At 28.0% G+C, this 19617-nt stretch carries 16 protein-coding genes; 14 read left to right on the top strand and 2 right to left on the bottom strand.

Annotated elements, in window-relative coordinates; all coding sequences use genetic code 11:
- Nucleotides 1-45 precede the first annotated feature (45 nt).
- From GXK56_RS16395 to GXK56_RS16365, 7 genes are all read left to right on the top strand, one after another.
- Nucleotides 46-723, top strand: a complete 678-nt coding sequence (locus tag GXK56_RS16395) for a CpsD/CapB family tyrosine-protein kinase (protein WP_160689317.1) — start codon at nt 46-48, stop codon at nt 721-723.
- A 52-nt stretch (nt 724-775) separates the two neighbouring features.
- Entirely contained in the window at nt 776-1969 is a 1194-nt protein-coding gene (locus GXK56_RS16390; RefSeq protein WP_160689315.1) for a nucleotidyltransferase family protein, read from the top strand.
- A gap of 149 nt (nt 1970-2118) precedes the next feature.
- The gene (locus tag GXK56_RS16385) at nt 2119-4083 is read left to right on the top strand and encodes an asparagine synthase-related protein (RefSeq protein WP_160689313.1); all 1965 of its coding nucleotides are present in this window, start codon (nt 2119-2121) and stop codon (nt 4081-4083) included.
- A 24-nt stretch (nt 4084-4107) separates the two neighbouring features.
- Nucleotides 4108-4245 (top strand): hypothetical protein, encoded by a 138-nt coding sequence (locus GXK56_RS16380; RefSeq protein ID WP_160689311.1) that lies wholly within the window; start codon nt 4108-4110, stop codon nt 4243-4245.
- A 91-nt stretch (nt 4246-4336) separates the two neighbouring features.
- Nucleotides 4337-4612 carry a lasso peptide biosynthesis PqqD family chaperone gene (locus GXK56_RS16375; protein WP_160689309.1) on the top strand — a complete coding sequence of 92 codons (276 nt, stop codon included), beginning with the start codon at nt 4337-4339 and terminating at the stop codon, nt 4610-4612.
- On the top strand, nt 4587-5108 hold the full coding sequence (locus GXK56_RS16370; protein ID WP_160689307.1) for a lasso peptide biosynthesis B2 protein: 522 nt from the start codon (nt 4587-4589) through the stop codon (nt 5106-5108). Before GXK56_RS16375 ends, GXK56_RS16370 begins: the two co-directional genes overlap by 26 nt.
- The gene (locus GXK56_RS16365) at nt 5096-6046 is read left to right on the top strand and encodes a hypothetical protein (RefSeq protein ID WP_160689305.1); all 951 of its coding nucleotides are present in this window, start codon (nt 5096-5098) and stop codon (nt 6044-6046) included. The genes GXK56_RS16370 and GXK56_RS16365 overlap by 13 nt, the downstream gene beginning before the upstream one ends.
- Nucleotides 6047-6067: 21 nt before the next feature.
- On the opposite strand, the gene GXK56_RS16360 is transcribed toward GXK56_RS16365, so the two are convergent.
- Together GXK56_RS16360 and GXK56_RS16355 are read right to left on the bottom strand one after the other, a co-directional pair.
- Nucleotides 6068-7759, bottom strand: coding sequence for an ABC transporter ATP-binding protein (locus GXK56_RS16360; protein ID WP_160689303.1), 1692 nt, complete (start codon nt 7757-7759; stop codon nt 6068-6070).
- A gap of 199 nt (nt 7760-7958) precedes the next feature.
- Nucleotides 7959-9041 (bottom strand): LCP family protein, encoded by a 1083-nt coding sequence (locus tag GXK56_RS16355; protein WP_160689301.1) that lies wholly within the window; start codon nt 9039-9041, stop codon nt 7959-7961.
- Nucleotides 9042-9462: 421 nt separating this feature from the next.
- On the opposite strand from GXK56_RS16355, the gene GXK56_RS16350 reads away from it, so the two are divergent.
- The 7 genes from GXK56_RS16350 to GXK56_RS16320 all read left to right on the top strand — a co-directional run bounded on the left by GXK56_RS16350 (nt 9463) and on the right by GXK56_RS16320 (nt 19609).
- Nucleotides 9463-10758: a homoserine dehydrogenase gene (locus GXK56_RS16350; RefSeq protein WP_160689299.1), complete on the top strand. Its 1296-nt coding sequence runs from the start codon at nt 9463-9465 to the stop codon at nt 10756-10758.
- Nucleotides 10759-11001: 243 nt separating this feature from the next.
- Nucleotides 11002-12360 carry an FIST N-terminal domain-containing protein gene (locus tag GXK56_RS16345; protein WP_347707962.1) on the top strand — a complete coding sequence of 453 codons (1359 nt, stop codon included), beginning with the start codon at nt 11002-11004 and terminating at the stop codon, nt 12358-12360.
- Between the two features lie 59 nt (nt 12361-12419).
- Complete coding sequence (locus GXK56_RS16340) at nt 12420-13949, top strand: PAS domain-containing sensor histidine kinase (protein ID WP_160689297.1); 1530 nt, start codon at nt 12420-12422, stop codon at nt 13947-13949.
- Nucleotides 13950-14677: 728 nt separating this feature from the next.
- Nucleotides 14678-15382 carry an MIP/aquaporin family protein gene (locus tag GXK56_RS16335; protein ID WP_160689295.1) on the top strand — a complete coding sequence of 235 codons (705 nt, stop codon included), beginning with the start codon at nt 14678-14680 and terminating at the stop codon, nt 15380-15382.
- Between the two features lie 201 nt (nt 15383-15583).
- Nucleotides 15584-16141 carry a glycerol-3-phosphate responsive antiterminator gene (locus GXK56_RS16330; protein WP_160689353.1) on the top strand — a complete coding sequence of 186 codons (558 nt, stop codon included), beginning with the start codon at nt 15584-15586 and terminating at the stop codon, nt 16139-16141.
- 303 nt (nt 16142-16444) lie between these two features.
- Entirely contained in the window at nt 16445-17944 is a 1500-nt protein-coding gene (gene glpK / locus GXK56_RS16325) for a glycerol kinase GlpK (RefSeq protein ID WP_160689293.1), read from the top strand.
- Between the two features lie 237 nt (nt 17945-18181).
- Nucleotides 18182-19609, top strand: coding sequence for an NAD(P)/FAD-dependent oxidoreductase (locus tag GXK56_RS16320; protein ID WP_160689291.1), 1428 nt, complete (start codon nt 18182-18184; stop codon nt 19607-19609).
- Nucleotides 19610-19617 lie beyond the last annotated feature (8 nt).

Genomic DNA, 19617 nt, shown 5'->3' with positions numbered 1-19617 from the left:
GACTCAGATGGGAGGAGTAACTTATTTAGGTAGGAGGATAATAAAATGTTAGTAGTTGAAGATAAACCAAGATCAATAGAAGCAGAGGCATATAGAACATTAACAACCAATATACAGTATTCGTCTATAGATAAAGATATTAAAAGTATTGTTGTTACAAGTGCATGTCCTAAGGAAGGAAAATCAACGGTATCAGGAAACTTAGCTCTATCATTTGCAGCGAATGGAAAAAATGTAATAATTATTGATTGTGATTTGAGAAAGCCTTCGATTCATAGAAAATTTAATGTGTCAAATTTATGTGGTCTTTCAGAAGTAATGATAGGAAAAGAAATACTAGATAATGCAATTCAAAAGTATAAATCCAATCTTCACATATTATCAAGTGGCAAAATACCACCTAATCCAGCAGAAATGATAAATTCAACATCAATGAGTAATTTATTAGAGGAACTAAAAAAACAATATGATATTGTAATAATAGATAGTCCGCCTTTAGAAGCTGTTACTGATGGTCAAATTTTATCAACAAAAGTTGATGGAACTATTCTGGTATTGAAATCTGGAGAAAGTAAAATAGAATCAGTAAAAGAAGCAAAAAACCTTTTGAATAAAGTGGGTGCTAATGTAATAGGCATAGTCATAAATAAGGTAAGTAAGAAAAAAAAGAATTACTATTACTATTATGGAACAGACGATAAAGGAGTAGTTACAGAAGCATAGAAAAAGTAATATAGAATGTGTGCATAGTTTCTTTTATTTATAGGAGGCATTTATGGAATTATATCAAATACAATTGCTGAATATTTTGCAAAAATCAATAAATGATGAAAAATTTAATAGTAATAGTGAGGGAATAATAGATTGGGAAAAAGTAATAGAAGAAGCAAGAGAACATGATATAAGTGCACTTATATATTATTCATTAGATAAGGAGACGTTAAGACAAATTGATAAGGATATATTAAATAAATGGAAAGTTAGTATTTTAAAATCTAATATTATTCAAATCCATATTCTAAATTCTGCGAAAAAAATACTTTTAGGATTACAACAAAAAGGAGTTAATGTTTTAGCCTTAAAAGGTTTAATATTAAAAAATTTCTATCCAAGACAGGAATTTAGAACAATGTGTGATTTAGATATATTAATTGATATTAAAGATTATATTTCTGTAAAAAAATATTTGCTTGGAATTGGTTATACTTGTAAAAATGAGAAAAATCCAATACATGCAGTGTTTTATAGCGAAAGTAACCCAATTGTCGAAGTTCATTGGGAACTTGTAAATAAAGATTATTATATTGGTAATGAAAAGGAATTTGAAAAAAGTATTTGGAAAAATGCTCAAGAAATTAATATATATGATTTAAAAATTAAAACACTTAGTGATGAAGATTTTTTAATACATTTATGTATGCATATGGCAGTTCATGCTAAGTGTAGTGGATTGGGTATAAGACAATTATATGACTTGGCACTATTTACAAAAAATAAGTATGAAGACATAGATTGGATGAATTTTAAAGATAGAATTACTAAATATGGGATATTGACATTTACAGAAGGGCTTTATGCATTGTGTGATAAGTTATTTGAAATAAAAGCACCTTTTTTTTATTTAAATAATACAATCTTAAAAGAAGAGCATATAAATTTACTATTAGAAAATATTATTAATTTAGGAGTTAGTCGTAAAGAAAGAATAGATTTAAAACTTTTATATAAGAATGATAATTTTTATATAAAAGTTAAGAAAATTATACCAATAGTATTTGAAAATAGAAAAGAGTTGTCAGTTAAATATAGTTATGTAAAAAATCATTTTTGCTTGCTTCCAGTAGCATGGATTCATAGAATATTTAGAGCCATAAGAAAATACGGATTAATAAAGATATTTAGATATACAAAGCAAGAAATAAATATTAGAGAAAAGAAACGCGAGATAGTCAATATATTTAACCTATAGAGCAGCTTTATTATAAAAGAGAATTATAGAAAAAATAAAGATATTATAATTTAGAGTAGAATTAAAAAATGGAATATGATTTTAAATAAATATAGTATAGTAAATTACAGATTTAAGATAAGAAAGCTAAGCTCTAGGAGGAGGGCAAAATGAGTGGAATAATTTGGGGGATAATAAACTTAGACGAGAAACAGGTTTCAGAAGAATTGGGTAAATCTATGATCAAATCAATGGAAAAGTATAAAATTGATAGTTATAAATATATACTTGAAAAAAATGTTTTTGTAGGATGCGGTATTCAATACATTACTACAGAATCATTAAGAGAGAGATTACCATATTATGATACTGAAAGTAAGTTAATTATAACGGCCGATGCAATTATTGATAACAGGGAAGAACTTCTTGATGAATTTGAATTAAAGAAAAATAAAGTCGAAGATTTTACAGATAGTGAATATATACTAATGGCTTATAAGAAGTGGGGAAAAGAATGCCCTAAGCATTTATTAGGTAACTTTTGTTTTACTATATGGAATGAAGAAAAGCAAGAATTATTTTGTGGTAGAGATCATCTTGGAACTAGAACTTACTATTACTATTACAATGGTAATAAATTTGCTTTTTGCACAGTTTCAAGTCCTTTAATAAATCTTATAGAAGGAAAAGTAGAATTAAATGAGCGATGGATTGTAGATTATCTTGCGTTAGATGGTGGCCACGTAACTGAAGATGAGGAAACTATATATAAGGAAATAAAGCAATTGCAAGCTGCTCATACTTTCGTAATCACTAATGATAAATTTGAAAAGCACATATATTGGAATCCAGTAGAAAAAATAAAAGAATTAAAGCTAAGTACAGATAAAGAATATATAGATGCTTTTCTGAATATATATACAGAGGCTATAAGGTGTAGACTACGTGGAAGAGATGAGATAGGATTATGGATTAGCGGGGGATTAGATTCATCATCAGTTGCAGCAATAGCTTCAAAATTATTAAAAAATCAAGGAAAGATTTTAAAAACTTTTTCTGCAGTACCAATGAAGCAATTTAAAGATGATAAAATTGATAATAGAATTAGAGATGAAAGCAATAATGTAAGATTGCTAAGTGAATTCATAGGTAATATGGATACGAATTTTTATGCTTTTCAAGAAAGTAATGGTTTTAATGTTATAGATGAATTAATAAGTATATTTGAACGTCCATATAAGATAGTACAAAATTCATACTGGTTAAATAATTTATTAAAGAAAGCAATAAGCAAAAATTGCAGAGTAGTTATGAATGGAGCATATGGAAATCTAACAGTATCGTTTGGAGATTTTTTTATTCATGAAAAAACATTATTTTCCAAAGGAAAAATTATTAAATTAATTAGGGAAATAAATTATTTTAGTAAAAATAAAAATATTTCAAGAAAAAGAATTATTAAAGATGTAATAAAATATCTTTTACCACATAAAATTAAAAAGAATATATTTTATAGAAAAAATCCTAATTATGATATGTTTGAAGATTTACCAGTAAATAATGAATTAATAGAAAAATGGAATGTATATGAAAGGTTTAATGACAAAAAATTAAACGAAATAATAGATGAAGCAATGGTACTAAATAAAGCTAAAGAAATTCTAATTGATCCAATACATGATTCAGAAGTATTAGATATAATAAATAAAATGGCATTATCAAATGGAATTATATTTAGAGATCCTACTGCAGATATACGTGTTATAGAATTTTGCTTAAGCCTACCAACAGAACAATACTTTAAAGATGGTGTAGATAGAAGGTTGATTAGAAATTCTATGAAAGGATTAATACCAGAAAAAATAAGAATGAATATGAACAAAAGCGGATTACAAGCAGCAGATTGGATTCAAAGATTAATACCAATATGGGAAGAAATTTATGTAGAAATAGAAAAAGCAGTGAATGAAAAAGATATTGAAAAGTATATTAATATTAATAAAGTAAGAAGGGTACTAAATACAACTAAAAACGGAATAACAGAAAGAGACAATGAAGAAATAGTATTTTTGTTACAAACTTTGATTTTTGCAAAGTTTATAAATAAATTTAATGCTGATTTAATTAATTTATGATAGTAAAATTAAGGAGAGGAAATTATGAGAAAAATGAAATGGGCAGAACCAGAAATTATGGATTTATCAGTTAAATTCACTGAACGATCTCATGGAACATGGCACAAAAAGTCTTCTAGCTGGTGGGATTGTAGCTCATATGGTTGCTGGGTTTATAGCTAAAAGTAAAGCGAAACAATAATGATAGTAGTCCTTTATAAGAAAAGGACTACTATCATTATTAGAATTTTAAGTAAAGGAGATTGCCAATAATATGTTGGATGTTAATTCAAAGATATGTCAATCAAAAGATATAGATGCTACAGAATTAAATGAAGAAAAAGTGATGATGAATTTAGATAAAGGTAGATATTTTGCATTAAATTCTGTTGGAAGTAGAATATGGGATATAGTAGAAAATGAAATATGTGTTAGTGAAATAATAAATATTCTATTGAATGAATATGATATTGATAAAGAAAGCTGTGAAAAAAGTGTTATTAATTATTTAAGGCGATTAAAAGATGCAGAACTTATTACAGTGGATTAAAAGAATTAAGGAATTTATGTTTTTTAGATTAAATGATAAGTTATTAATTATAAGTATTGTTATTTTAACGGCAGTAGCTAGAGCAGCAATACTTATAATACCATTTCGGAAACTCAAAATATATATTGGAGAATTGAATAAAGAATCCACTTTTGCTGTTAGTCAAGAAGAATACAATATGGCAAGAAAAATAGGATGGGCTATTGAAAAAGTATCTAATCATACTCCTTGGGAAAGTAAATGTTTTGTTAGAGCTTTGACAGCACAATATTTACTAAGCCATAAAAAAATAGAATCAACAATATATTTAGGAGTAGCAAAAGAAGAAATCTTGTTAAAAAAGGACAATACGCAGGAAATATCTTTGGACAAGAGCTCGGGGAAAAATATAATTGCTCATTCTTGGATACGATGTGGTCAACTTTATGTAACAGGAGGAAATGGGGAAGGATTTGCTATAGTTGCAAGATTTAAGAAAGGTGGTTGTATAAAATAGATAGAAACTATTATTTATATAAAATATATGGGCTAATTATAGAATCAGAAATAGAATTACCAGAGGCAATTGAGATTATAAAAAAAGATGAGAATACTGAAACAATAAATATTGATGTAATTGTAAGGTATGATAAAATGACTACCGAAATTAAAGACAAAATAAATAATGGAATTTATGTTGGAAATAATGAAAATGAATTTTGGTTTATGATTAATGGAGTTGCAATATTTAGAATATGTGATGGTAAAAAGATATTTATTGAGTGCAAAGGTGGAAGTAAACAAGACATAAAAACATTTTTGTTAGGTAGTGCATTTGGAACTTTGCTAATTCAAAGAAATATAGTTGCAATTCATGGTGGAACAATAGTAGTAAATGATAAGGGTCTAATTATAACAGGGGATATGGGAACTGGAAAATCAACATTAACATTAGCATTTGGAGTGCAAGGCTATAAATTTTTAGCTGATGATGTTTCAGCAATTAGTATGAATTTAAATGGGAAATTTATAGTAAATCCAGCATATCCACAGCAAAAACTTTGTAGAGATGCTGCAATTAAGCTTGGATTAAATATAAAGGATTTTGTGAGAATAGATGAAGGGAGAGATAAATTTGCCATACCTTCTCAAGATAATTTTATGAATAATTCTAAAGAACTTTGTTATATTGCGGAAGTAACAGTTAGAGAAAATGAATCAATAGAAGATTATAAGGTAACAATAGAAGAAATAGTTGGTGTAGAGAAACTTAATTTATTAATTAAGAATATTTATAGAGTAGAAATTGCAACTATAATTGGAATTAAAAGCGAATATTTTAATAATATTGTGAGGATAGCTAAGCAAATTAAATATTATAAAATAATAAGACCCCAAAATTCATTTACAGTTAATGAACAAATAAAATTAATAAGGTCCCAAATTGGAGCATAAGTTTCAATTTGGGATCTTATTTTAGGTATTAACAAGTATTAATTTTTTATTTTCCAAATTAAATACTCTATCGCAAATAGATAAAGCTGATGGTCTGTGGGTAATTATTATACATATAGGCTTAGGTTGTATTTTTTTAATTTGATTAATAACATTTAGTTCTGTTTGAGGATCTAAAGAAGAAGTAGCTTCATCCAGTATAAGAATTGGCTTCTTTCTTAATAATGCTCTTGCAATTGTTAGCCGTTGAGCTTGTCCTTCGGATAATCCACAACCTTTTTCTCCAATGATAGTATCTAACTTATTATCTAGTGCAGATACAAAGTCATAGGCGCAAGACATTTTTAATGCAGTAATCACTTCATCATAAGCAATATTTTCATTTCCAAAAGTTAAATTACTTAAAATACTACCGTAAAATAACGTGTTTCCTTGTGGAACATATGAAATAAGATGTCTATGAAACGGGGATAATTTATCTTGGTTAATATATAAGTTACCTTTTGTGGGATAGAGGAGAGATAAAATAAGCATAATTAAAGTTGTTTTACCTTCCCCAGAACGACCTATAAGTGCTATAGTTTCACCTGGATTTATACTTACAGATATATTATCTAAAATTATTTTGTTGTTAACATATTCAAAAGAGACATTCTTTAATAAAATATATGGATTAATATATTTTATTAAATCTTCTGTTAAATTAGCATTATTTATATTTCTAACTGGTAAGAGCACAGTATTTTCTAATTGTGATTCTTCAAGCTCTTTTAATCTATCTATAGCAGATATTGCAGATATTAATTGTGGAAATGAGGAAGCTAGTACTGAGATTGGAGTTTGCATATTTGAAAATAGTTGAAGCATAGCAGTTAAACTACCAAAATTTGTAGCAGCATTATTTGCAGATAAATTAATACTACCCCAAATGAATACAAAAAAATAGCTTAATACTGAACTGAGTGAAAAAAATCCATTAGAGATACAAGAAAAGAAGCTCCTTTTAAATGATATATTTAGTCTATTATTTAGAAGAATAGATAAATCTTTCATTCTAACACTCTCTAAACAAAAACTTTTTATTATAAGTATATTATTTAAACTCTCTTGCAAAAATCTATTACATTCAGTCTCGTTTTTTTGAACTTCCAAATAGAAATGCTTAAGCTTTCTACTATATATTTTGCTTAAAAATATCAAAACAGGAAAAATAATCATTGCTATTAAAGCCATTTGCGGAGAAAGATTTAAAAGTGCAAAAAATGAAAAAATGAACATTACAGAAAATGAGAACATATTAGGGATTATGGTAACTAGAACATTAACTATAGTTTGAACATCATTAGTCATCCTAGTTAATAATTCTACGCTATGGTATTTTGAGCTATCTGATAAACGAGTTAAAATTAAATGATTATAAATACTTTTTTGCATTTGATTTCTTGTTTTTTCCAAACCTAAAGTATTTAACATAGTTTTTACACAATCTAAAATTAAATTTAGTAATAGCAAAACAGCCATAATTATAATATATTTGTTTATATTATAGGTATTAGAGGTAGTAGTAGAATCAATTAATGATTTAGTAATAAGTGCAATATTTACGCTTATTAGAGAAGCAATAGATCCTATGATTGTCAATAAAATAATGTAAGGAATTGAATTATTACATTTATTATATATCCACTGAACAGCAAAAAAAAACTTTTTCATAACTAACTCCTTTTATTCGATTAATGATAAGTGGCTTTAAGCAATTTATTTGTGAAATGTGATTAGTAAATTTGTTATATAGTTATGTGTATTTAGTTTAATATTGAAAAATGAATTGTATTACAAAAGTAATATAGAAAATAAAAGTAACATATCGATAAATTATTAGACAAATATGATATATTACTTTTAAAATATTTTAATTATTACTTTCAAAAATAAAATTATGGATTTTTTTTATTGTCGCATCTTCATCATGAACATAATAATATATTCCATCTATGATTTTTCCATTACCATCCTCATCTCTTGGAAATCTATCTTGTAATATTGTTTCACTTCTAAATGAATTTAAATTTAAAGCAAGTGAAAGTATTTCAGATTTTTCTAAATTAGTATCAACAAGAGGAAGCAACTGATTTAAAATAGAAGTATATTGATTAATTGAAAGCGCTTTACATTTTTCATATAATTGATTTAATACAATTCTATGCCTGTGGGTTCTCTCAAAATCCCCACCATCTGTATAGCGTATCCTACAATAGGCTAAGGCTTGAGTCCCATCAACTTTTTGAAGGCCAGAAATAGTAATATCAGGAGAAGTTGTGCCATTTAGATTATTTAGATTTTCTATATAATTATTTATATATTTAAGTTCGTCAGTAGTTATATTTAATTGTAACCCACCAATACTATCTATTATTTTAGGTAAAGAAGAAAAATTCACAGAAATAAATTGATTAATATTTAATTTGAAATTTTCATTAAGAGTTTTTAAGGCAAGCTGTGGTCCTCCAAAAGCGTAAGCGTGATTTATTTTATCTTTCTTTCCTTTACCAGGTATTACAACATAAGAGTCCCGTATTATTGAGCTCAATTTTAATTTTTTATGTTTATTATCAATTGTTAATATCATAATGCAATCTGAACGTCCTGCAATTCCTTCTGTTTCATCTATTCCAAATAGAGCAATGTTTTGTATATTGTTATTTTCTAGGGCATCAGTTTCACTATTCTGTAGAGTAGAGGCCTCACTATTTTGTAATTCAGTCTGTTCTCTGTCAGATATATTTTCTTCAATACTAAGATCATTTTTGTCAATTTCAATTTTATTAATTTTGTTTAAATAACTATTTAAGATAAAAGTAACACCAATTAAGACTATACAAAATAAAAAAAATATTGAAAGTACTACTTTTTTCCAAGTAATTTTACTTTTTTTATTGAAAATATCTTTAGTTGGGTTATTATCAAATTCTAAAGGTTTATTCTTTTTAAACAATGTATAACTACTCCAATCATTATAATCATAAGATTATATGATAAAGTAAATTTATATATGTATATTTTTATTAAAAAATTAAATATATGACTTGTGTTATTTATATAATTATATGAATAAAATATAATAGGTAACCAAACATTTGTAATATTATGTGTATTAAAACTTAAAAAGATATAAATTGTTAAAATAAAACAAAATATAATAAATGAAAGTTAGGTGTTGGCGAAAATGATAATTGGAATTTATTTTTTTATAGTGTTTATTATATTATGTTTTTTTCATGGCGCTCATAAGAAATGGTAGCACATTAACTAAATTTAGGTTATTAAGCAAAAAAATATAGCCAAAAATTAAGATAACAATTATAATTAAGAGGTATACTATTAGCTATAATAGTTGAACTTAAGGGGGGCACAATATGAAAAAAGTAAAAATAGCACTGCTAGGATTGGGGAATGTTGGTCGTGGTGTTTGGATGATTTTAAATTCTAATAAAGAAGAAATCATGAAAAGATGCGGTTATGAAGTGGAAGTTGCAAAGGTTCTTGTAAGAGATAAGAATAAGCCAAGAGGTGTTGATATTCCTAATGAACTTGTTACAACAGATTTTAATGAAGTATTAGAAGATGATTCTATTAAAATAGTTGTTGAAGTTATGGGAGGAATGGAACCAGCAAGAGAATATATGCTTAGATGTATGGAAAAGAAAAAGCATATAGTAACTGCAAATAAAATGTTACTTGCAACTGGTGGAGATGAGCTTTTTGAAAAAGCTGATGAAATGGGCATAATGTTCCAATATGAGGCAAGTGTAGCTGGAGGAATTCCAATAATAAAAGGAATAGATGAAAGCTTAACAGCAAATAAAATACAAAATCTTTACGGTATAGTAAATGGAACAACTAACTATATCTTAAGTAAAATGGAACTTGAAGATGCTGATTTCGATGAAGCTTTAAAGGAAGCACAAGAAAAAGGTTATGCTGAAGCAGATCCTACATCAGATGTTGAAGGGTATGATGCTCAATATAAATTAGCAATACTTTCTGCTTTAGCTTTTGGATCAAAAATCGATGTGAAAAATGTATATAGAGAAGGTATTACAAAAATTCAAGCTGTAGATATGAAATATGCTAAAGAATTTAAAATGGGAATTAAGCTACTTGCAATAGCAAAAGAAGTTGATGGAAAAGTGGAATTAAGGGTTCACCCTACGATGATTCCTAAAAAACATCCTCTTGCAAATGTTTATGATTCATATAATGCTGTATTCATAAAAGGAAATGCAGTTGGAGATTTAATGTTTTATGGAAGAGGCGCAGGAGACCTCCCAACGGGAAGCGCTGTAGTAAGCGATATTGTTTCTATAGTAAGAAGCAATGTTGACACAGAAAATCCAAACCCAGTGGTAAAAAACAACCTATGGGAAAGAGAAATTTTAGACATGGGTGCTATCCAAAGTAAGTTTTATATAAGAGCTACTGTTTTAGATGAATCAGGAGTATTGGGAGAAATAACTGCAATACTTGGAAAGCATAATGTGAGCATACGTTCAGTAATACAAAAGGGTGATGAAGAAGATGGTCAGGTAACCATTGTATTAGTTACTCACAAGACTAATGAAGCTAAAATTGATAATGCAATTAAAGAAATTAAAGCATTAAAATCAGTTGATAAAATAGATAATATAATAAGAATAGAAGATTTTAAATAAGTTCAGAAATAAAGCATTAATTATAAGGTTATTAAAAATTGTGCTTTTAATTTACAATTTAAGATATTAAGGCTACATCACTTTTTGTATTAATTAGTATAAAAGGTGATGTCTTGTTTTTATGGGAAAAAATAAAATATTTATTTTGTAAATAAACGAAATATAGTAACAATATGTTATAATTATTTTAGAATTTAAGTATAAAATTCTATTAGTAAAGAGGAAATTGTTTTTGTGGATTTTATGGAAAAAAGGGTGATTGTATTGGGCGGTCAAATAAAGCGCATTATTGATAATATTATTGAAGAAAGAGCTAATGGGAATCCAGCTATTAAAGAGATGACTATAGCTAAGCTTATTTTGAAAGGAATAAATCCTAATAAGTTTGATGAAGATTCACCAGATGATGTGATAATAATTGAAAAACTTTTGAATATTGCTAAACAGTTGAACGTGAAAAGCTTTGATAAAGAGGAACTAAATATAAAATCTGCATTTTCAACAAAATTCCTAGAGGAGGAAGCGGTTGCAGAAATAAAAAGTCAACTGAATATTTCTAATATAAAGCTAGTGGTATTTTTTTCATCTAATGCATACGATCAATACAAGCTCAGTAAACTTATGAAGGAGGCTTTTGCAGATTGTGTTGTTGTGGGGTGTTCTACTGCTGGAGAACTTGTGAGTGGGAAATTATTGAAGAATTCTGTTGTAGCAATGGCTATTAATTCTAATATAATTGCAGATGTTAAGCTGGAAGTAATTGAAAATATGAATAAAACTTTAAATTTAGATGATACATTTGCTTCTTTTGAAAATTATTATGGTGAAAGTTTATATACTATGGATTCAGGAAAATTTGTCGGTGTTAGTTTAATTGATGGTATAAGCATGAAAGAAGAAAAGATAATGGACTTAATTGGAGATAGAACTAATATATTTTTTGTTGGTGGTTCTGCAGGAGACGATCATAAATTTCTGAAAACATATATTTTTGCTGAAGGCATAGCATATACTAATTCAGCTGCTTTATTAATTTTGAAAATAAATGATAATGCTGAATTTGACATTATTAAAACACAAAGTTTTACTCCGTTAAACCATGTATTTATTGCTAATAAAGTTGATGAAGAAAAACGTGAAGTAATTGAATTTAATAATAGGCCTGCTGTATACGAGTATGCTCAGGCTGTAGGTGCAACTTCGATTAGTGAAGTATCAAAATATTTTAGTACAAACCCTTTAGGATTAACTGTTGGAGAAGATAACATGTTCATACGAACTCCTCAAAGAACTAAGGATACTAGTATGCTGTTTTATTGCAATATATTAGAGGGAATGGAAGTTAGATTACTAAAATCCACAAATATTATTGAAGATACTAAAAAAGCAATTGGAAATAAAATAACAGAAATGGGAAGAATAGATGGAATCATTAATTTTGACTGTGTTGAGAGAATCCTTGAATTAGAGAGAAAGCATTTAGAAGAGGAATATGGAGAAATTTTTAATAATATTCCTACAATAGGATTTTCTACGTATGGAGAGCAGTTTATAGGTCATATGAATCAGACCTCAGCCATGTTAGTATTTAAAACAAAATAGTTGTATAAAGTCAACTTTATTGATTATATTTAAATTTTCTGAAATGGGGCTATAAATAAATGGAAAATAAATTAAAAAACAAAAATAAAGTGAATGATTATAAAGAAGAAATAATTGAACAACTAAAAAAAGAACTTAATCAAGTGAAGAATTCTCAAAAAGAATTAAACAGAGAATTGGATAAATATAAACATAATTATGAAGAAATAAAAAAAATTAATGAATTACTTATAAAAGAAAATAAAAGATTAGAAGAAAAGGCCAATAGGGGATATAAGCAAATTGAGGAAATAACTTTGGAATTAAAAGATTTCAACTTAATGTTAGAGGAGGAAATTGCAGAGAGAAATAAGACAGAAGAAGCTCTAAAAGAAAGTGAAAGACAGTTTAGATACGCATTAGAAGAGGCCCCACTGCCTATAATGTTATATACAGAAACTGGAGAAGTAAAAAAGATTAATAGGACATGGACTGAATTTACAGGATATTCAATTGAGGATATTCCAACAATATCAAAATGGTCAGCTATATCTGAGGTGTTTGAAGAAGAGTTGAATAATGAAGATGTTGATAAGCTATTTAGCTTACATAGAAGACAAAATAATGGGGAATACTATGTAAAAACAAAAAATGGGCTAACTAGAATTTGGAATTTTTATTCTGCTTATATAGGAAAAATGCAGGATGGACATAAATTGCTTATGAGAGTTGCAATAGATATAACTGAAAGAAAGCACATGGAAGAGTTAGAAAAGAGTGTTGAAGAAGAAAGAAAAAAAATATATGAAATAAAAGAATATGATAGGATTAAAACAGAGTTTTTTTCTAATATTTCACATGAATTAAGAACACCTATAAATGTTATTTTTTCAGCACTTCAAATGCATGAGATTAAGCTTAGAGATTGTTCTTTTCAAGATAGTAATTTTTATAAATATACTAATATAATGAAGCAAAATTGCTATAGGCTTTTAAGGCTTGTTAATAACATAATAGACATAACAAAAATTGATTCGGGTTATTTTGATATGAATGAAGCTAATGTAGATATAATTAACCTTGTTGAAAACATCACTTTATCTGTAGCAGATTACATTGAAAATAAAGGATTATCTCTAATATTTGACACAGAGATAGAAGAAAAAAATATTACTTGTGATCCAGAAAAGATTGAAAGGATTATACTAAATTTATTATCAAATGCAGTTAAGTTTACTCCTTCTGGAGGCGAAATTACCGTTAATATAGAGGATTTTAATGAGAATATTTGTATAAGAGTAAAAGATACAGGAAGAGGGATTCCAGAAGATAAGATAGACGATATATTTAAACGCTTTATTCAGGTAGACAAATCTCTTACTCGAGATTGTGAAGGAAGCGGTATCGGACTTTCACTTGTAAAATGTTTAGTGGAATTACATGATGGAACAATATCTGCTGAAAGTGAGTTAGGCAAAGGTACTGAGTTCATAATAAATATTCCTTGTAGATTGTCTGAGGATATTTGCGAAGAAAACCGTTCTGGTGAATCTATAGGACAAAATTTAATTGAACGAATTAATTTAGAATTTTCTGATATATATAAATAAAAGTATATTTAGAGTAAAAAATAATTTTAGTTGATGATTTTCATATATAAAATAATAGGTATAAGTTAGATATAATAATTATAATTTGAAAAGATTAAAGAGTATTTAGGTTCAATAATGATTTTGATATGTTAAATAAAATATTAACAATATAAGCCCATATATGCTAACGTTAAATAAAAAATATAAATATATTAAGAAAATATTGAATCTAAATATAATGTAAATTAAAGAATTACAAGAAATAGGAGGATTGTTTTTATAATTTTAAAACTGTTATATTATTAACTAAGGTTGACATTGAAAAATAAATGTGTGATACTAAGAACAGCAAGAAAACAATTACATTGTGATTTTGAAAGAGATTTTTAATGTAGGCTATAGAGAATTAGAGAATAAGCCACATAAAACTAAATTTACTTAGAACAGCTTTTTGGGTACTAGGTAAATTAAAATTTAAGTAGTATAGAATAATTATTGCTTAAATTTCAAGAAGTTTTGTGTGGCTATTGTTATGCCCAAATTTCCATGAGTATATTTATTTGCTTCTTTAATAATTAAAGCCTTATGTAGATAAATCTTAAAATCATAATTATCTAATGTATAGTTTTTTAGCAATTATATGTGAGAGTATAAATTAAGAGAGTAGGTGTATGCAAAAAAAGATTGTGATTTTATAAACCTATGAGAAAACAAAATAAATAACCATATTGAAAGGGGAAAGTGATATGACAATATTTTTGGCAGAGCTAGTAGGTACGTTGCTTCTTATTCTATTAGGGGATGGAGTAGTAGCAAATGTTGTACTTAAAAATTCAAAAGGAAATGGCTCAGGATGGATGGTAATTACAACAGGATGGGCGTTTGCGGTAGCAATTCCAGCTTTAATTTTCGGAAGTTATAGTGGAGCTCATTTTAATCCAGCACTTACAATTGCCCTTGCAGTTATAGGAAAAGTGGCATGGAGTCAAGTACCAATATATTTTGCAGGACAATTTTTAGGTGCATTTTTAGGAGCTGTTTTAGTATTTATTTTTAATTATGATCAATTTAAAACTACTGATAATCAAGGAGACAAGCTTGCAGTATTTTGTACAGGTCCAGCTGTTAGAAACAACCTAATGAATTTTTTCTGTGAAGTTGTAGGAACCTTTGTATTGGTTTTTGGAATCTTAGGAATGGGAGCACAAAATTTAACAAATGGAATGGGAACGTTATTTGTAGGATTACTAATTTGGGCAATTGGTCTAAGCTTAGGCGGAACAACAGGGTATGCAATTAATCCAGCCAGAGATTTAGCACCAAGAATTGCACATGCACTATTACCTATACCTAATAAAGGCGATTCAGATTGGGGATACTCATGGATTCCAGTAATTGCACCAATAATAGGGGGAACTTTAGGAGCAGTATTTTCTACAATTATTTTATAGTAAATAAAATTTAAGTATTGTGGAAATAGAAAAATTAATTTATTGAATTTAGTAATTTAGTAATTTAAATATTTGATTATCAAATATGAAAAAATAAGTAAATATTTCATTATATACATATGAAATATATCAGTAATGTTGACACTAGAAGATAATTATGTAATACTGAGAAAAAAAGAAAACAGTTACATAGGAGAAGAAATGAAGATAAAAGAATTATTAGAAGAAAATCCAGTTATAGCAGCAGTAAAAAATGAAGAGCAACTAAATGGAGCAATAAGTTCAGCTGCTCAAATTATTTTTGTCTTATATGGAGATGTTTTAAATATAAAAAATATAAGTGAAATTATAGCATCTAATAACAAGATAGGAATAATTCATATAGATTTAGTTGAAGGCTTTACCAATAAAGAAGTGGTTATAAGATATATAAAAGAAGAAACAAAATTTGATGGAATAATTAGTACAAAACCTCAAGTTGTAAAGCTTGCTAAGAAATATGACTTGGTAGGTGTCCAAAGAGTTTTTGTGTTTGATACACTTTCGTTAAATACTGTTAAAAACCACATGATTTCAGAATGTGATGCAATAGAGGTTTTACCTGGAATAATTCCAAAAGTACTTGGAATTATTTCAAAACACTCAAATAAACCAGTAGTTGCTGGTGGACTTATTGAAACTAAAGAAGAGGTAATGCAGGCGCTGAGTTCTGGTGCAACATGTATATCTACAACTAAAAAAGAGATTTGGGAAATGTAGGCTATAGAGATTTAGAGAATAAAGCTACATGAAACTAAATTTACTTAGAATCCATTATTTTGAGCTAAGTAAATTTAAAACTTATACTGACTGCAATTTATTAAGTATATTGTTGCTTAAAGTGTAAGTTGAGGTTTTGTGTGGCTATAATTTTCTGAAAAATTAAATTTTATTAATTCTTATTTCTAAAGTAAATTGTTTTCTATAAGTATGTAAAAAAATATGTGAAGTTATGATTTAGCTGACTTCCGTCAATATAGGAAAGAACAAAATTGTGAAATTTATGAAAGCAGGTGGCATATTATGAAAAAATATATAATAGCATTAGATCAAGGAACAACAAGTTCAAGAGCAATAATTTTTGATAAGGATCAAAATATATTAGATGTAAGTCAAAAGGAATTTACTCAAATCTATCCAAATGCAGGATGGGTAGAACACAATCCTTTAGAGATATGGGCAAGCCAATATGGAGTTTTGCAAGAAGTAATGGCAAAAACTAATATAACTCAAGAGGAAGTAGCTGCTATAGGAATTACAAATCAAAGAGAAACTACAATTGTTTGGGATAAAAATACTGGAGAACCAGTATATAATGCAATAGTATGGCAATGCAGAAGAACAGCAGCTATAGTAGAAGAACTTAAAGAAGACAGTGAATTTTCAGAATATGTAAAAGCAAATACAGGATTATTATTAGATGCATATTTTTCAGGAACAAAAATAAAATGGATTTTAGATAATGTAAAAGGTGCAAGAGAAAGAGCAGAAAAAGGTGAATTATTATTTGGAACAGTAGATACTTGGCTAGTATGGAAGCTTACAAATGGTAAGGTTCATGTAACTGACTATACAAATGCTTCTAGAACAATGCTTTATAACATAAAGGAATTAAAATGGGATGAAAAAATCCTAGAAAAGCTTAATATTCCAAAGTCAATGCTTCCAGAAGTTAAAAATTCATCAGAAGTTTATGGATATACAAATCTTGGAGGCACAGGCGGAGTTAGAGTTCCAATAGCAGGTATGGCTGGAGATCAACAATGTGCATTATTTGGACAAACTTGTTTTGAAGCTGGTAGCGTTAAAAACACATATGGAACAGGCTGTTTCTTACTTATGAATACAGGAGATAAGATGATTCAAAGTAAAAATGGATTATTAACAACTATTGCAGTTGGAATAGATAATAAAGTTCAATATGCATTGGAAGGTTCAGTGTTTGTTGGCGGTGCTGTTATCCAATGGATTAGAGATGAACTTAAATTAGTTACTGAAGCAGCTGATACGGAATATTTTGCTCAAAAAGTTGAAGACAATGGTGGCGTATATGTGGTTCCAGCATTTACTGGACTTGGAGCTCCATATTGGGATATGTATGCAAGAGGAGCTATATTTGGTTTGACAAGAGGAGCTAATAGTAATCATATTATTAGAGCTGCACTTGAATCTATTGCATATCAATCAAAAGATCTTATTGATGCAATGGCAGAAGATTCAGGCTGTAATCTTACAAGCCTTAAAGTAGATGGTGGTGCTAGTAGAAATAATTTATTAATGCAATTCCAAGCAGATATAACTGGAACAGAAGTTGTAAGACCTATAATAACAGAAACAACAGCACTAGGTGCAGCGTATTTAGCAGGACTAGCTGTAGGCTTCTGGGAATCAAAAGAAGAAATTGCTAAGGCTTGGGCTGTAAGTCAGGCTTATACACCAAATTTAGCTGAAGATAAGAAAGAAAAATTATATAAAGGGTGGAAAAAGGCTGTAGAAAGAGCAAAAAGCTGGGAAGAAGAATAAAAATCAAATTTTATCTATTAATATAAAATTTATACTGGACAAGAATACATTTTCAAGGTAAAATAAGAATGTAATTGAATACAAATGCTGAGAGAATATAGAGTCAAGCATAAAAACAGAGGTGAACCAACACCTGTTTTTAGCTTGACCTTTTTTTGTGCAAAAACAAAGAATGGAAAGTTATACAGTTAAAAGATATTTTAATAAGCTCTTAACTGAATTAAAGGGGGATTTAATATGTATGATGTAGCAATAATTGGAGCAGGTGTTATTGGAAGTTCTATTTTTAGAGAACTAACAAAATACAATTTAAAGGTAGTAATTTTAGAAAAAGAAAAAGATGTATCAATGGGATCTAGCAAAGCAAATTCAGCTATAGTCCATGCTGGATATGATCCTAAAGAAGGAACTTTAATGGCAAAATATAATGTGCGTGGAAACGAAATGTTTGAAGACTTATGTAAAGAATTAAGCGTACCTTTTAAGAGAAATGGTTCATTAATTTTGGCTTTTGATGATGAAGATTTAAAGACTATAAAGACTCTATATGAAAATGGAACCAAAATAGGAGTAAAGGATTTAAAGATCTTAAGCAAAGAAGAAGTTTTAGAAAAGGAACCCAATCTTAATGAAGATATAAAAGGAGCACTATATGCACCAACAGGAGGTATAGTGGGACCATTTGAATATACAATTGCCTTAGTTGAAAATGGTGTAACAAATGGGGGAGAAGTTAAATTAAATAAGGAAGTTGTTTCAATAGAAAAAAATGAAAGCTTTAAGATTACAACTTCTGATGGAGAAACTATAGAAGCTAAATATGTAATTAATGCAGCAGGACTTTATGCAGATAAAATTCATAACTTAATATGTAAGGAAAGCTTTAAAATAACTCCAAGAAGTGGACAATATTATGTAATGGATAAGAATCAAGGTAAAGTAGTAAGTCACACTATATTCCAATGTCCATCTAAACTTGGAAAAGGAGTTTTGGTTACACCAACTGTTCATGGAAATTTACTTGTAGGACCTGATGCAATAGATATAGATGAAAGAGATTCGTTAAAAACTACTGGAGATGGATTAGACGCAGTACGTGAAGCCTCATTGCGTACAACTAAAAAGGTTAATTTTAGAGAAGGGATAAGAAATTTTGCTGGTCTTAGAGCAATTTCAGATACAGATGATTTTATAGTAGAAGAAAATGATGAAGTTAAGGGATTTATTGATGCAGCAGGAATGAAATCACCAGGTTTATCTTCTGCACCAGCAATAGCAATAGATGTTGTTGAAATCTTACATAATGCAGGATGCTCATTAGAAAAGAAAGAAAATTTCATAGGAACAAGAAAACAAGTACATTTTATGGAATTATCAGCTAAAGAAAAAGCTGAACTTATAAAAGAAAATCCACAGTATGGAAGAATAGTTTGCAGATGTGAAAGTATAACTGAAGGTGAAATTGTTGATGCAATAAAGAGAAGCTTTGGAGAAATTTCATTAGATGGAGTAAAGAGAAGATGTAGACCAGGAATGGGAAGATGCCAAGGTGGTTTCTGTGGACCAAAGGTTCAAGAAATTATTGCAAGAGAACATAATGTTCCACTTGAAAGTGTTGTTTTAGAAAAAGATAATTCTTATATTCTAGTGGGGAAATCAAAGTAGAAGGGAAG

Source organism: Clostridium sp. C2-6-12 (assembly GCF_009928485.1).
GTDB lineage: Bacteria > Bacillota > Clostridia > Clostridiales > Clostridiaceae > Clostridium.
The sequence above is the reverse complement of the archived record's forward strand: the minus strand, read 5'-3'. Positions and strand labels throughout refer to the sequence as shown.

Excerpts from the sequence above, each read along its gene's own strand:
- GXK56_RS16345 (WP_347707962.1), top strand. The coding sequence starts at position 11,002 with ATGGAAAAAAGGGTGATTGTATTGGGCGGTCAAATAAAGCGCATTATT.
- GXK56_RS16380 (WP_160689311.1), top strand. The coding sequence starts at position 4,108 with ATGAGAAAAATGAAATGGGCAGAACCAGAAATTATGGATTTATCAGTT.
- GXK56_RS16340 (WP_160689297.1), top strand. The coding sequence starts at position 12,420 with ATGGAAAATAAATTAAAAAACAAAAATAAAGTGAATGATTATAAAGAA.
- GXK56_RS16370 (WP_160689307.1), top strand. The coding sequence starts at position 4,587 with ATGCAGAACTTATTACAGTGGATTAAAAGAATTAAGGAATTTATGTTT.
- GXK56_RS16335 (WP_160689295.1), top strand. The coding sequence starts at position 14,678 with ATGACAATATTTTTGGCAGAGCTAGTAGGTACGTTGCTTCTTATTCTA.
- GXK56_RS16350 (WP_160689299.1), top strand. The coding sequence starts at position 9,463 with ATGAAAAAAGTAAAAATAGCACTGCTAGGATTGGGGAATGTTGGTCGT.
- GXK56_RS16360 (WP_160689303.1), bottom strand. The coding sequence starts at position 7,759 with ATGAAAAAGTTTTTTTTTGCTGTTCAGTGGATATATAATAAATGTAAT.
- GXK56_RS16330 (WP_160689353.1), top strand. The coding sequence starts at position 15,584 with ATGAAGATAAAAGAATTATTAGAAGAAAATCCAGTTATAGCAGCAGTA.
- GXK56_RS16320 (WP_160689291.1), top strand. The coding sequence starts at position 18,182 with ATGTATGATGTAGCAATAATTGGAGCAGGTGTTATTGGAAGTTCTATT.
- GXK56_RS16395 (WP_160689317.1), top strand. The coding sequence starts at position 46 with ATGTTAGTAGTTGAAGATAAACCAAGATCAATAGAAGCAGAGGCATAT.
- GXK56_RS16385 (WP_160689313.1), top strand. The coding sequence starts at position 2,119 with ATGAGTGGAATAATTTGGGGGATAATAAACTTAGACGAGAAACAGGTT.
- GXK56_RS16375 (WP_160689309.1), top strand. The coding sequence starts at position 4,337 with ATGTTGGATGTTAATTCAAAGATATGTCAATCAAAAGATATAGATGCT.
- GXK56_RS16390 (WP_160689315.1), top strand. The coding sequence starts at position 776 with ATGGAATTATATCAAATACAATTGCTGAATATTTTGCAAAAATCAATA.
- glpK (WP_160689293.1), top strand. The coding sequence starts at position 16,445 with ATGAAAAAATATATAATAGCATTAGATCAAGGAACAACAAGTTCAAGA.